Below are 15604 nucleotides of genomic sequence, written 5' to 3' on the forward strand. Positions count from 1 at the left end.
CCAAGAGATAGTTAACCACCAGGTTATTGCACGGTATTATCGATAAAATTTCGTATTACCTGACGCTAAAAACAAAAAAGGCCAACTCGTTACGAGTTGGCCTTTGGCTTTAACTTAACTGAGTTAAGTATTGTTTGTTATGGCTTACTGAGCTGGTGCTGGTACTGCGAAACCTTGTCCTGCAGCTGTTTGCACTGTCCAGTTGTCGAATTGACGAGCCATTGCTGAAGTTCTTGAACCTGAGCGAACTGAACCAACGTGAGTTAAGTCGTAACCACCAGTATCAGCTGCAACATCATTGTTGAAAGCGTTCGCTGTCATGTTTAAGAATACTGAGAAGCCAACATCATTGCTATCAACAGTACCATCGTTGTTGGTGTCACCATCGTTAAAGCCATTTAATGCGTTAACATCTGCTGCTAAACCATTGCTAATGTTACCAATTTGGAACAAGTACCAACCAGAAGTAAAGGCGCGTGGTGCATTTTCACCTGTGAAGGTTATTGGGCTGTTAACACCATTGTAGTAGCGGAAACCGTCACCGTTGCCAATACCTTGTAAGCTACCTAAACCTGTTGAACCTGCGCGAACTACGCCAAAGCTACCATTTGCACCTGCTTCATTAGCACAGTGAATACCGTCTAAGTACACTGGGCCTGGTAAGCTTGCATCTAAGCCACTTAAGTCAGCACCAGCAGTGGTTTCGTAACAACCGTTGCGGAAGTTAGCAACAACGATATTAGCAAAGCGAACTTGGTCTGTGTTGTCAGCAAATAAGATCCCCATTTCACGAGCGTCTGTGTTTTGCGCTGGGTCTGCAACAGGAACATTAGCACCATCTCGACCGACTAGCGTAGCGTTAACAATACGCGGGTTAGAGTCGCCATCAACAGTCTCACTTGCGTAGATACCTGCACGGCCAGTTGTTGGGCGGTGAATAACCATCAGATCTTTGATTAAACCGCTAAAGTCGCGATACCAAATACCGTCACGTGTTGCACCTGTTACTAGAATCCAGCTTAAACGAGGGTTGCCGTTTTGAATGCGAATACCATCGCGTGCTGAGTCGTGTGATTGAACAAAGGTTAAGCGAGTGTTTTCAGTCACGCCGTTCAGTACAATATTATCGCTGTATGTGGTGCCAGCAACTGAAGTATCAGCACCTGCTTCAGCAACTACGACGTAGTCGAGTAAGTTATTACCATTACCGCGGATGAATAACCCCCCCCATTCGCCACTGCCATTTTGATCGGCGTCATCAGACATAAAGCGCACTGGTTGGCTACCTGTACCTAAAGCTTGAATACCAGAACCTGGGTAAACAAAAACGTGGTCAACCGCATCTACATTATCGCCGTAGATATCAGTACCTGCACTAATGGTTAGCGTCGCAGTGTTGCTCGCGTCACCAATTTGTAGCAAGCCTTCTAATTGCCAGCTAACTGTACCGTCAATACTGGCATCAGTCGTCAAAGTACCACTTAACTGACAAACATTACGGCCATTAACTGTATCAAGTGCAACTGGCGTTAAGTTACCCACTTGAGGACAAGTCGAGGCAACCACTTCTGGCGCAGTTGGTAAAACAACGCCGCTATTTGGCACTGCGAAACCTTGGCCAGCAGCAGTAGATACCGTCCAGTTGTTAAACTGGGCTGCATTGGCATCACTGCCACTTCTCACGGCGCCAATATGGGTAAGGTCGTAACCGCCAGTATCGGCAGCAACATCATTGTTAAAGTCGTTAGGACCCGCATTACCTAAAAATGGAGATGCACCAATATCGCTGGCATCAACAACACCATCGTTGTTAGTATCGCCACCGTTAAAGCCAACTAGCGCATTGGCATCGGCCGCTAAGCCATTAGTAATCGCGCCAATTTGTGCCAAATACCAACCTGCGGTAAAACCTCTATCGGCAAATTCACCCGTGAAGGTAATTGGCTGAGCCTCACCGTTGTAATAACGAATACCTTCGCCATTGCCAATGCCTTGAACGGTAAAACCGTTGGTACCATCGCGCAGCACTGCAAAGTTTGGATTGCGACCAGCCTCGTTAGCACAGTGAATACCACTGATATAACCTAAACGTCCACCGGTAACTGCAGGAATACCACTTAGGTTGGCATCAGCAGAGGTTTCGTAACAACCATTTCTAAAGTTACTAATTAAGATATTGCCAAAGCGGCCTTGATCTGTGTTGTCGGCGAAAAGAATACCGAATTCACGAGCACTCGTATCAGAGGCAGCACTCTCACTGGCGCCGTCACGACCAACTAAGGTTGCGTTAACAATGCGCGGATTTGAATTGCCATCGACGGTTTCACTAGCATAAATACCAGCACGACCGCTGTCTGGACGGTGAATAACCATTAGATCTTTAATCAAACCGTTGAAATCGCGATACCAAATACCGTCGCGTTCAGCACCCGTAACAAGAATCCAGCTCATGCGCGGATTACCGTTTTGAATGCGAATACCATCGCGGGCTGAGTCATGTGATTGAACAAAGGTCAAACGAGTGTCTTCACTCACGCCGTTCAAGACAATGTTATCGCTATATGTTGTGCCAGCAACTTCAACACTTGCGCCTGCTTCAGCAACAACAACATAGTCAAGTAAGTTGTCACCATCGCCGCGAATGAACAAACCGCCCCACTCGCCACTGCCGTCGGTGTTATCATCGTCAGATAAAAACTGAACTGGGTTTGCACCAGTACCTAATGCTTGAATGCCTGAGCCAGGGTAAACGAACAGGTGATCAACCTCACCTTCATTGTCACCGTATACTTTAGTACCGGCAGCAACAGTCAAGGTTGCTGTGCTAGCGGCGTTACCTACTTGCAGTAAGCCTTCTAACATCCAGTCTGTATTATTTTCTGCGCTAATCGCACCGTCTTCAGTCAAAACACCGCTTAACTGACATTTGTTGCGATCGCCCTGTTGTTCTAGAGCAACTGGCGTTAAATTACCAACAACAGGACATACTGACGCTGTTGGCGTTGGTGCTGGCGCCGGAGCAGGTGCTGGAGCCGGAGCAGGTGTTGGACTTGGGGTTGGCGTCGGTGCAGCATTATTACTGCTGCCACCACAAGCACTTAGCATAAGTGCAGTGAGGACAATAGACAGATGTGTTTTTTTCATGGTTCTCTCCGTTTTCACCTAAATTAGCGAATTTGCTGTTGTTTTTAGGGATTACGCCACGGAGTTTTGAAAAGTTGCGGCCGGGTTACTATTTTTCTAAATTTTTTCGATAAAAAATTATAACCCTATGATTTTATGTTAAATATTTTATTAAAAAACATTTTCCAATCACCGATAAAACTGTAAATAGGATAGCTAAATGTCGCCGGTCGATTCTTCTCGAAGAAGAAATGACCAACCCAAGCACAGCCATAACCAGCTAATAAAGCATAAAGTAAGAACCAGCCATTGCTAAAGTAAAACGCAGCTATGATAAAAGCTATCGCAATTGTACTGCCCAAATAATGAAAACGTCGACACCACAGGTTTTGATGCTGGGAAAGATAAAATGGATAAAACTCTTTAAAGCTTTTGTATTGTTCAACGTTATCTTGTGATTGCTGATGCATAACTTCAAGCTCCCGATTAGTGGCAATTGATTGGCTAAATGATTAACGCAGGCAAAATACGATCAGTCACTAACACCGATATATGCTCGTGACAATACCTAAATACCTACATCCATGTAAGTAAGGCGTTATTTTTACGAATTGATTAAATCTCAACTATAGCGATGTTATCAGTGACAACTTGGCCTAAATAAGGCACTGACACATCTATTAAAATCATCAACACAACTTAGGTTGGCTAGACGCCCTGCTCGCGATAATGGATCATCAAAGCACCACTGACATCACCTACTGTCAACTGTTCAATTAATTGATAATCGGTGTCTTGGAAAAAAGCTCGATATTTTTCAGAGGTCGCGTAAACAGCAACGCCCTCACTATCTGGGTGTTCTTCTAGCACAGTATTAACCGCAGCCATCAGGTAATGACCAAAGCCGTGGTGTTGATGTAATGGGTGAATAGCAATAAAAGACAACATATGAAATTTTTTAAGTGGCACCGCATCAAGTATACGCTGCTCTTTTTCAATCATTTGTTTGGTGCTGAAATACCCTGCGCTGAGCAACATTTTAAGTCGCCAGTGCCAATATCGCCCAGAAGTAACACCATCATTAGGACTGTTTAAACAAGCAACACCAACCATAGTTTCACCCAAATAAAGGCCTACCATTGGCTGTTTGGCCTGCCAAAAGGCGCTGAGCTCTTCTCGAATAGAAGCTCGTAACCTTTGTTCATAGTCTTCGTTTTCACCATCAAAAATCGACAAAAAAACCGGATCGTCATGATAGGCTTGATATAACAAAGATGCCGCAAGCTTTAAATCTTCTGCGCTCAAATACGCTGCCCTAACCTCACTGTCTAACGCTTCACTGCTAACACTATTCATCATTATTCCCCATTGCGAATGATTGAGTATGTTGTGGTTGCAACCACTTATTATTTTATTTTTTATTTGTCTCAACGCCTTTTTGAAAAAAGCGTTATTCTCACATTAAAAGGATCTGACATTGAGATCAATATTTGAGATGGTGATTTTTTAAACTACAGATATAATTTAGCTAAAGTATTCCTATTCCAGCGAGGCTGACAATGGATACTCAAAAGTATACGCTAGCTACCTTGTTTGCCGAACTCGGCTTAGCTAATGACGAACAAGCGATTAGTGAATTTATTTATCGCAACAAACACCGAGAAGACGACATTAATATCGTCGATGCCAAATTTTGGTCACCATCGCAAAAGAAGTTCCTTCGAAGCGCTCAACAAAGTGACTCAAACTGGTTACCTATTGTCAACCAACTCAATACCCTATTAAAGCTGTAAAAGGTCTTCGCGCTGTACAACAAAAATTCAGATTCCCGACCATCGATTTTATTTCGCCCCGACAAAGCTCACCAATCAAACAATGCGGTGAAATTTAACCCAAAAGTGAAGTTATTTTAAATTGCTGCAACTTTTCACTATTAACAGGCGTAGTTATCTATAGCAAAATGTTTTAACGTTGGTTTAGGGCGTGTTGCTCTTTCGAGATTGAATTTTGTTCAATCTAAACGCTTTCTGATCGCGGCGCTCGGGCTGTAACATAGTTATTCTATGTAAAAACCGAGCAACAATGAGCAGGAAGCGTTTAGATGAACCCGCAGGGCAGCACCTGTTTGGCTTTTCTACGGCGTTGTCGCAGAATTTGTGTAGAACAACTACACAACATCTGCTCCGCCTTGTATAAAAACCAAACAGACTACTGCAAAACAATCCTGAAAGATCAATACGCCCAATACACTCAACCAATTAATAAAACAAAATTTGTTACTAGCACGGTCAACTGACCCGTTATTGATAAAATGAGTAACTCACATGGAACATGCTAAAGATCATTTATTTGCCCTGTTTAGTGCTTGCCAGCTTGGCGATAGAGCGGCTTTTGCCAAACTCTATCAGCTGACCGCAGCACGACTAAATGGCATTGCTTATCGAATTACCAATAACCGAGAAAGCGCCAACGAAGTCTTACAAGAAGCATTTATTCAAATTTGGCAAAACAAACAAGAATATCAGGCGATGAAAGGCGAAGTCTTTACTTGGCTCGCCAGCATTGTTCGCTATCGCGCATACGACAAAGTGCGAGCCGAGCAGCGTCGCCATCAGTACGACAGTGTCGAATTCAATGAACTCGACACCCATTCGCCATGGCAAAAGTTACTCAATACGGAAGATCAAGTACACACATCTCAAGCCCTCGAACACTGTTTAGACAATCTCGAAAAAAGTCAAAAACAATCGATTTTAATGGCTTATTTGTACGGCTACAGCCGTGAAGAAATATCCAAACATTTTAACAGCCCAGTAAACACGATTAAATCTTGGCTGAAACGCGGTTTAGGGAGGTTGCAGTTATGTCTAAACAGCTAAATAGATACCAAAATCCAACAATTATTGAGCACTTAGCCAGTCAATACGTGATTGGTGCGCTGCCGGCAAGAGTGCGGGCACGTGTTGAACGACTAAGACTACAAAACTTCGCCTTAGAATACGCGATTAACGATTGGCAAAACCGCTTTGTTAGCTTTGACGAAACAACACCAGAGCTCGATGTCGATGAACAAAACTGGCAGCAAATCGAACAGCAACTCGGCTTTGTTAAACCCCATTCGGCGACCAAACCGAGAAGCCTGTTATCTCAGTTTGGTGAATGGTTAACCACACCGAGATTAGTACTAACCAGCTTTATGTTTAGTTTTGTCGCGTTAATTAGTTTTCTGGTCGTTAACCCGCTTAACAGTGCCGATCCTTTGAGCTATGTTGCGGTATTGGAAAACCAACAAGACGATGCTCACTTAGTTGCTAGCACCTATGGCGAGTCGAAAAAGCTGGTGCTCAACATAGTGAAATCGACACCGTTAGATCAAGAACAAGACCTTGAGCTTTGGGTTATTTCCAAAACCGATCAACAAGCGCGCAGCCTAGGTGTACTTCCTCAAGGCCAAGAAATTGTTGAACAGCAGCTATCGGATGCACAGTGGCGTCTGATTAAAGACTCACATTCACTCATTGTTACGCTAGAGGAAAAAGGCGGTGCCGCAATTGGTGAGCCAAGTGACGATGTTGTTTCTCGGGGTTTATGTGTTCGTCTTACTGATTGGCGTCAGGCGAGCACCTAGTCCGCTGTTGAGGCGAAACAACAAATAATCATAAGCAGCAAAGGAAATAATATTCAATGAACTCGAGACCAAAAGCACTATTTCCAGCTTCACGTAAGCCATTGAAAAAAGCACTGACACCGCTTGCCATTGTGCCATTGGCCACGCTGGCCTCTGCTGAACTTGCCAATGCGAATGAGCTTGAACCAGAATTTAATGCAAGAACTCGGTTCCACCAAATTAAGGACAATAACCTAGGTGATGCCCAAGCCTTTACCACCAGGCTAGCGCCAGGGCTTACTTGGTATTTAGACGACAAGCGCAATTGGCAGCTTTTTGCCAAAGCGAATATTGTTGTAGCGGCCAACAAAAATGGTTATAACTCGATGGCGGTTGCTCGGCCAACCGCGCCAATTGCTGACCCCGCCAACCAAAGCTTGCACCAGTGGCATGCCAAATACGACAGCCAAAATTATTGGTCACTTGCCATTGGCCGCCAAAAGCTCGACTTTAACAACCAGCGCATTATCGGCAGTCACGATTTTTGGCAAACACCGCAAACCTTTGACGCTGCGAGTTTTTACTACGACAACTATCAGAATTTTAAAATAAACTATCACTACACTAGTAAAGTTCATCGCATTTTTAGCCGGCGGGCAAAAGCGCAATTGTCGAGAAATGACGTTCGCTTTCCGGCGCAAACAATCAGACCAGCCAATCAACTTGGTGTTCATCGACTCGACGGCCACTTACTCAACGTCGACTACCAATGGCAAGACTTACTCAATATCAGTGCCTACAATTACTGGGTTGATAATCAAGACTTTGCTCGGTTCTCAATCAACACCCAAGGATTGATATTAAGTGGTGAGGTCAAGCCCGCTCGCATTAAGTACTTTTATCGCCTGCATTACGCCAAGCAACGGGATATTGAAGCGAACCCGCTTGATTACAGCGCCGATTATCACGAGCTAAATCTCGGTTTTCAGTACAAAAGTCATCGCTTTGAATTTACTCAAGAAATGTTTTCTGCGGCAAATAATGCCGGTTTTATTACGCCGCTCGCCAGTTTCCACAACTTTCAGGGCTGGACCGATGTATTTTCCAGTTATGGCATGCAGCAAGGCTTAAAAGAGCAAAACTTCAGCTATCGCGGCCGCCATAAAAAATTGAGATGGCGAGTAAGATTTCACAACTTTAATAGCTATGTTGGCGACCAACACATAGGCACAGAAATCGATTTAGAGCTTGCCTACCGCTTTAATCGCCATTGGCAAGCAAGGCTGGTATATGCAAGGTTCAACAGCATTGATGGCTTGACCAGTTTCAACCGCGCCAATGACGATGTCAGCACAACGTTTGGCTCGATTAGTTATAAGTTCTAACGATCGAAACTATGTGCGTTCCATATCGACGTGCACGGTTAAGTCTGGTGAGTAACGTTTTATTGCCAGTCTTCGGCGTTACCATCGTGAATAATGGTAATGCCGTCGATTTGATCATAGCGATCGTACACTTCGTCCGGCATCGGATTTTGTTTCAAATCAATCAAGGTCAGCTTAGTTAAGCCTTTAACAGTGAGATCTTCCAACTTATTGTCAAACAAATAGGCTTTTTCTAACGCCAACAGCGGTTGAATATCTAACTCGGTCAGTAAATTATTGGTCAGTCGCAATTTCTTTACTTGCGCTAAGCCCGACATATCTAGGGTTTTCAGCTTATTTTTAAACAAATACAAGGTTGATAGTTGAGATAAGCCTGCAACTTGTAATGAAGACAAACGATTGCTGGCCAGATTAAGGTATTCGAGTTTGCTCAATGGGGTTAAATCGGCACTAGCTATATTGTTGTTAAACAAAGACAAATAGGTTAATTCAGTAAATTGCTCAATGCCTTGTAAGCTATTGATTTTTTTGCCGTGGCACTTAATTTTTGTCACTTGATTCGCTTGCTGCCAATTGTGCTTGTTAGCACCTTTGAGCAAACAATTTTTCAGTGCCGAATCTTTAATTGCGCTAAACAAATCTTGGCTAGCCGCGGCAGGATGAGCTGATATTGCCGACATCACAACAGAAAAAGACAACGCAGAAAGCAGTAAGTAAGGCTTCAACCGCATAATAAATTCAAGTTAACTCAAATTATTCTAATAATGCTCCTACCATAATCAGCGCGCGTTTGATTAGCAAGTCTTGCCAATCAAAAAGTTATCGAGACAAAAAAGCCCCAACTCAGTTACTTCGTTGGGGCTTTGGTCAAAACCAAGGCAAAGGCTAGTAATAATTGTACCTAACCCGAACACCAAAAGTTCTAGGGCGGGTAAAGAAACGAGTGTTGTCAAATTGGGTGATAATGTTGGCAGCAGTACGAACATCATCAAACAAGTTGTTAACATAAGCCTCGAATCTCAAGCGGCCATCGCCATGACTGTAGCCAATACCAGCGTCCACAGTCCAATAGGCATCAACGGTATCGTCTAGGCGTCTTCTCGGATCGTCAGGCTGGGCAAAATCAATGCTGTTGAAAATAGTCAAGAATTGGCTATCTCGCCAGCCTACTGATACAACGTAATCAAGCGCACCGCTATCAAGTTCAATGTATTGAGAAAGCGCAGCGTTCAACTGAAAACGAGGTGTATGAGGTAAGCGATTACCGGTAATCGGTCTAAATACCGCCTCTTCTGGTGCAACATCAGCTTGGAAACGGAAGTCTTGAATATCTTCTGCTTCTTTGATTTCAGCTTCAAGCCATAACGCCGTCCACTTGAAGTTAACGTTATAAGGCAAGTCGAATTGGCCATCGAGCTGCATACCGTAAATTTCTGAATCTGCCGCATTAAAGCTGAACGAAACCACTAGCGCGCCCGGCGCAACATCATCTGGGTCAACAGCGCCTGAACCACCGGCGTTAAAATCCAACGCTTGTTGCACTGACAACAGTGATGTGAAGACTTGGTCAGTGTAATCGTAGTAGAAAGCCGACGCGTTTAGTCGCGATGGTACTTCGCCCCAATTGAATTCATTTTTCCAACCAAGCTCGTAAAACGTAACTTTTTCAGTGTCGTAAATGGGCGCTAAGTTAATGCCGATATCTGGGTCTCTGAACGAATCGTTAAAACCACCTGATTTGTGACCTGTCGCAATTAAGAAATAAGCCAAGCTATCGTCGTTTAAATCGTGCTCAAGGCGCAAACGCCAGTCGATAAAGTCGTTTTCAATACGACCATCTTGAACCGTGATTGAGTCGTTTGGCGAGATCGGCACCGCAAACGAGAATGTACCATCTTGGTTACAAATGAGATCGTCTGTCGTATCGGTATCTAGACATTCAGGACGTACTTCTGAGCCACCTGGTACTGGACCATTAGCAAAAATGTCATCGATGTTATCGCGTGCACCGAAACTTGCGATACCGTCGAAGTAAAAAGCTAAGAACTCAGCGTCGCTGATAGTGCCATCGCCGTCGGTGTCAGGATCGTAAATAGTTCGGCTGGTGCCGGCAAACTGGAAGCCCTCAGTACCAACTCGAACACCTAAACAACAACCAAACTGATTACCTGTATTAGTATCAAATCCACCAAGTGCAAAGGCGTAACGGGCATTAACCCCTTGGCGCGTTTTTTCATCTTCGGTATATCGCAAACCAAAGGTCAAACGGGTTTTGTCGTTAAGCTTGTAGGTAAAGTCACCATAAACAGAGAAAGAATCGGTGTCAGTGTTGGGTTGGTTAAACTCAGCGCCTTGGAAAAAACCGCCGCGATCACCGGCCGATGCTAAGAAAGTACGTTGATCTTCCTTAAAGAAGAAAGCGCCAACGGTGTAGTAGTATTTTTCTTCTTCAGGTGATACTAAGCGAATTTCGTGAATCACTGACTCTGAATCAGTAATAAACTGAAAACGAGAAAAGTCATCTAACGCTTGCTCTAAATTATCAAAGGTTTCAAGCACCCCCTGATAATCAGGTGTTAGTGGTGTTGCCGCCTCATAATCATAAAGCAAGTCGCGATAACTGAGGTTGTACTCTAAATCAGCGAAGCCTAAATCATAGATCACTTGCAGTTTAGCGCCCCAGTGTTTGGTATCTTGTCTCGGTTCAAAGCCCCGCGCGATAACATCGCGAGGATCATCTATGGTGTCTGGGTCAATATCATTGCCAAGAGGGTTGGCGAAGTTAGTACCGGTATAACCCGTACCTTTTTCAGTTGCATAGTCAGCCGACAACAGTATCCGCAGGTCATCATCGGGCTCATATAAAAATTGCGCCCGTAACCCCGTGTTGTCTTGTGCTTCGGCAGTACCTAAATTCAATGGTCCAACATCGTTGTAGTAGGAATCATTTTCTAAAATTTTACCGGCAAATCTAAATGCCATATCATCACCGATTGGGACATTGACCATCCCCGAATAAGAAATCAAGTCGTAGTTGCCCGACTCAAGCTCTAGGGCGTATTCCCAGTTATCTAACACTGGTTGCCAAGGGATAATATTAACGGAACCAGCAGTGGCATTACGCCCTCTTAACGTGCCCTGTGGACCAACGTTGACTTCAACGCGGTTTATATCAAAAAACATTGACCCGATACCGCTGGGTCTTGGAATGTAAACACCGTCAAGGTGTGTGGCTGCAGCAGGGTCGCCAAGCTCAGTATTGTTTGAAGAACCAATACCGCGAATCCAGACCTCGACGTTGCCGCCGCTATTGTTAATTTCTAATCCCGGTGAACTTTCACTCAAGTCCGTTAAATTTTGTACCCCTTGCAGTTTTAAGTCATCGCCACTAAAACTCATCGCTGTACCGGCGAGATCTTGTAAACTGGTTAAACGACGTTCAACTGTTACTTCGATGACCTCCATGCCCTCGGTTTCGTCTTCCTTATCGGGCTCTGCTTCCTGTGACCATGCAAATGAGCTAGCAGCAGCTGTTGCTAACAGCAAATATAACCTGCTTAGCTTCCCCACAACTCTGTGATTATTTTTCATAGTTTCCTACTTATTGGTCACAAGGACCAATTCAGCGTTTATTATTGCTATAGCTTTAATGACTCATTAGTAGCCGAAGCTATAATCTTAATTTTTATATTGTTTTTGCTTACTTTATCTTTTCACAACACCCGCGCATCGGCAATTTAGACAAGCTGATGTGGACTGTGCAAAAGACCAAGTGGTCAGTAGCATATCCGCTTGCAATAGCGCTGATTAACAACAAGTTGTTAATCAGCGCCTGACCAGGCTATGGCAGTAAGCCAAACTCTATGTTGTCGTAGTAAATGCCCGATGGATTAAAACCCGTCGCCGAATTTGAGAAGCCGAATTGCAATAGCTGATTTTCAAGTGCTGTCGCATCTATCGCTAAATCCAAAGTAAAGCTCGCCCACTCGGTATTGCTGACCGATGACATATCAAGCTCGACATTAGTGGTAGTGGCAAAACCTGTTGCCGGATCGAGTGTTTTGATAAACACAAACGCGGTTGTTGGCGCGGCAATACCACCAGTCATAGGCGCTCTCGCATCAAAGCTCAAGCGATAAGTACCGCCATCGGCTGCTGTAATGGTGCGCTCTTGAAAGGTCAACGCCTGAATCGTAAGGCCATTACCGTGATCGGCATTGTTATAGTCACTAAAGACATTGAGGTATTGCGTACCTTGCGCTGGCCCTTCTTCGCCGGTCGCAATACTGGCAAACCCGCCCGTGTTATTCGGCGTATCAAAGGTGCCATAGTTGTAAACAAAGTTGCCATCGGCATCAAAAACGCTGGCAAAACTCGTCCAACCATCGCCTATGGTTCCAGCACTAGCATTCGATGCTTCAAAATCAGCGCTGTAACTAATACCTCCAGCCGCGAGATTGAAATCTAGGTTGTCGTACAAAATGGCCGATGGGTTAAAGTCGGTCGCGCGGGTTTGAAAACCAAATTGCAAAATCTGTCCCGCTAACGCCGCACCATCCAAATTGATATCAAGACTATATGTTGTCCAATCGGCACTAGTGACATTGGATAAATCTAACTCAACATTAATCGTGGTGCTAAAACCGGCGTTTGGATCTAACACTTTAACAAACGCCAGTGCGGTTGAAGGTGGCGCAATGCCACCATCATTAGGTGCCTTCGCGTCAAATGTAAAACGATAGTTACCCGAATCTTGCTCGGTCAAAGTGCGCTCTTGGAAGCTCAGCGTTTCAATGGTTAGGCTGTTGCCGTGATCGCCGTTGTTGTAATCACTAAAAATACTGAGGTGCTGATTACCTTGCGCTGGACCGCCTTCACCGCTTGCGATACCGGCAAAAGCATTGGTACCATTTGGCGTATCAAAGGTACCGTAGTTGTAGAGAAAGTTACCATCGGCATCAAAAACACTGGCAAAGCTGGTCCAACCGTCGCCAATTGTTCCGGCAGCTGGGTCTGACGCTTCAAAGTCTGCGCTATAGCTCAACATAGGCGCCGGACCAATAACCACAGTGGTTGTCGGCTCCCAACGAATGTTGTCAACGCGGAAGGTAATATTACCGCTTTGTGAAGTGGGCAGTAAGACAATCCCAGTGTTTACACTACTTAAACTCAAACCGCCATCAACCAACTGTGCCACAGGAATTTCAATGGTTTCCCATTCACCATCAGCCACTACACCCAAGGCTTGATCGCCACTGGTACAAGGGAAAACACAGTCAATTTTCATGGTCATACCGCTGGTATTGTTACCATAATCAATGACTTTTAAATCAAAGACGACTGCGCCATCGCCGTAACCGGCTAAATTGACAACTTCACTGCTTTGAATAAACCAAACGCCGGTTTCAGCGCTGTCGTTAAAGGTGACTTCAATCACTTGTCCTCTAGCGGTGTCTTCGTCGGCAAGCTCGCGCCATTCAACTTTATTGGTGCCGTTAGGGTTAGTGCCGTCAGTGTAGTCTTGGAAACCCGAGCCACTGTCAGATGCACCGATACCAACGGTCCAAAGTTCATCAACCTGATCAATAAATACGTTTTGTGGCACCGTTGGCACAGTCACTATGCCACATGGCCGTGACTCAGGTGCGCCGCAAACCAATTGAACATTGTCAAATTGCAAATGTGCTTTGCTGGTTGGCTCGAAGACAATCAAATTCAGCACTTCGGTGATATCAAGCGGACCACCACCAAAGGTGCCAATACCGCCGCGAATCACTTCGCTTAGTCTCAATGATATTGTTGTCCACTCATCGGCGGGAATCGTACTTAACGGCAACTCTAAAAAGCCAACATCTGGAAAGCCACTGTCCATTTTAACTTGTAAAGCGCCACTGGCATCGGTGTCATCACCGCTGATCACGCGAACGTCAAACTTCAACTCACCGCCGAAAAATGCTGGGTCGGTTGCGCTGCCCATACCAAATAATTCAAAGGTTGTTTGGTTGGGATCATTAATCGAAATATTGCCACCGCCGGTGCTTAATACGTCGATCACCATGCCGCGCTCAGCCACTTCGACTTCGGTTAATGCTAAAGCGCCATCATTGTCAAAGACACCAAAACCCAACGGGCGTTCTCCGTTGGTGCCTGCAAACAAAGTGCCCGGTGCATCGGTATATAAATCGTACACGACACGGGCAACATCTTGTGGCGGCGGCGTACCATCGCCACCTTGGGTTATAACAAATGGGTCAACTTGGTCAATAGAGTCTTCACAACCAAGTCCAGTACTAGCATCTAGCGGGCATTGATAGACACGCACGTATTCGACCAGCATTTCACCTGGGAAAACGTCTGTATCACTGGCATTTGGCACACCAGCTGGATTACCACCAACGGCTAAATTTAATAAAATGTGCTGGTCAGCATTAAACGGTGCATTGTCACCGCCAGAGATAAAACCTTGCGTTCTATCCTCGTAAAAATAGTTCCAGTAGGTTTCAGCTTTTATTGTGAAGTAATGATCACCATCGATAAAATAGCGAATTTGTTCGCTATCCCACTCAATGGCATACTGATGAAAGCCATCGGTTGGGTCGACGTCGTCGCGAATTTTATGGACGGTTTCGTTAAGTGGAAACTGCATACCAAAATGAGCGGCACCTTGAGCAAATTGAGTAGCCTGCCCGAACGATTCAACAATATCGATCTCACCGCGAGCAGCCCAGGCACCAAACGGCGAAGGATCTGAGCCCAACATCCAAAAAGCGCCCCACAGACCAAGTCCTTCAGGCATTTTGATGCTGGCTTCAACCCGGCCGTAGGTAAAATCAAATTTACCCTGAGTTCTAATTCGAGCCGAAGTAAAATCAAAGTTAGGATCTGGTGAGTCCCCCACTCTAGCGGTAATCACCAAGTTGCCATCAACTAGCGAAATGTTGTCGGCAGTGTAATATTGAAGCTCGTTGTTACCCCAACCCGGAATACCTTCAGAGCTGCCGTCGCCAAGCTGAATATCCCACTTGGTGGTGTCTAAGCTCGCACCGTCAAATTCATCACTCCACACCAGCTCGAAACGCGCCGAGGTTGGCGCAGGTGGATTGGCGAGTGAACCGCCTATAATTTCGTTATCGTTACCGCTACCGCCACAACCGCTTAAACTCATCGCGGTTATTGCCATAGACGTGCTTAGCAATAGCTGTTTGTATTGCAAAATCCTCATACTAGCCCCCAGGTTTGACATAACTGAATGCTTTATCACAGGCACATATTTACTTTTACTTCGATTATCTGTACGCGAAACATGTGATAAAGATTCATACCCACTAACAAATACTGACATTGTGTTAGCCAAACCAAATTAATTAAATTTGGTTATTGTTTGTTTTAACAGCTGCCGCCCGTCAAACAAGTTCAATAAGCCCAAAAGGACTTGAGCTAAGCCCAGCAGGTAAAATGGCAGGAAAACGATAGGAAAAAATGTTTATTA

General features: G+C 44.9%; 10 protein-coding genes. 4 read left to right on the forward strand and 6 right to left on the reverse strand.

Annotated elements, in window-relative coordinates:
* Positions 1 to 144: 144 nt before the first annotated feature.
* The 3 genes from J7384_RS00635 to J7384_RS00645 form a co-directional block, all read right to left on the reverse strand.
* A complete protein-coding gene (locus tag J7384_RS00635; protein ID WP_209110174.1) occupies positions 145 to 3144 on the reverse strand; it encodes a hypothetical protein in 3000 nt (999 codons plus the stop codon).
* Between the two features lie 125 nt (positions 3145 to 3269).
* Positions 3270 to 3593 carry a DUF962 domain-containing protein gene (locus tag J7384_RS00640; protein ID WP_209110175.1) on the reverse strand — a complete coding sequence of 108 codons (324 nt, stop codon included), beginning with the start codon at positions 3591 to 3593 and terminating at the stop codon, positions 3270 to 3272.
* Positions 3594 to 3831: 238 nt separating this feature from the next.
* Positions 3832 to 4482, reverse strand: coding sequence for a GNAT family N-acetyltransferase (locus J7384_RS00645; RefSeq protein ID WP_209110178.1), 651 nt, complete (start codon positions 4480 to 4482; stop codon positions 3832 to 3834).
* A 200-nt stretch (positions 4483 to 4682) separates the two neighbouring features.
* Here J7384_RS00645 and J7384_RS00650 point away from each other — a divergent pair, with 200 nt between their 5' ends.
* The 4 genes from J7384_RS00650 to J7384_RS00665 all read left to right on the forward strand — a co-directional run bounded on the left by J7384_RS00650 (position 4683) and on the right by J7384_RS00665 (position 8115).
* Positions 4683 to 4916, forward strand: a complete 234-nt coding sequence (locus J7384_RS00650) for a DUF2789 family protein (RefSeq protein ID WP_209110179.1) — start codon at positions 4683 to 4685, stop codon at positions 4914 to 4916.
* 531 nt (positions 4917 to 5447) lie between these two features.
* Positions 5448 to 6002, forward strand: coding sequence for a sigma-70 family RNA polymerase sigma factor (locus tag J7384_RS00655; RefSeq protein WP_209110181.1), 555 nt, complete (start codon positions 5448 to 5450; stop codon positions 6000 to 6002).
* Positions 5987 to 6751, forward strand: a complete 765-nt coding sequence (locus J7384_RS00660) for an anti-sigma factor (RefSeq protein WP_209110193.1) — start codon at positions 5987 to 5989, stop codon at positions 6749 to 6751. The genes J7384_RS00655 and J7384_RS00660 overlap by 16 nt, the downstream gene beginning before the upstream one ends.
* A 56-nt stretch (positions 6752 to 6807) precedes the next feature.
* A complete protein-coding gene (locus tag J7384_RS00665; protein ID WP_209110194.1) occupies positions 6808 to 8115 on the forward strand; it encodes a hypothetical protein in 1308 nt (435 codons plus the stop codon).
* A 59-nt stretch (positions 8116 to 8174) separates the two neighbouring features.
* On the opposite strand, the gene J7384_RS00670 is transcribed toward J7384_RS00665, so the two are convergent.
* The 3 genes from J7384_RS00670 to J7384_RS00680 all read right to left on the reverse strand — a co-directional run bounded on the left by J7384_RS00670 (position 8175) and on the right by J7384_RS00680 (position 15337).
* Entirely contained in the window at positions 8175 to 8846 is a 672-nt protein-coding gene (locus tag J7384_RS00670; protein ID WP_209110196.1) for a leucine-rich repeat domain-containing protein, read from the reverse strand.
* Between the two features lie 154 nt (positions 8847 to 9000).
* Positions 9001 to 11661, reverse strand: a complete 2661-nt coding sequence (locus J7384_RS00675; protein ID WP_209110198.1) for a TonB-dependent receptor — start codon at positions 11659 to 11661, stop codon at positions 9001 to 9003.
* A gap of 295 nt (positions 11662 to 11956) precedes the next feature.
* Entirely contained in the window at positions 11957 to 15337 is a 3381-nt protein-coding gene (locus J7384_RS00680) for a glycoside hydrolase family 16 protein (RefSeq protein ID WP_209110200.1), read from the reverse strand.
* Positions 15338 to 15604 lie beyond the last annotated feature (267 nt).

Source organism: Endozoicomonas sp. G2_1, from assembly GCF_017744155.1.
GTDB lineage: Bacteria > Pseudomonadota > Gammaproteobacteria > Enterobacterales > Alteromonadaceae > JAGHQT01.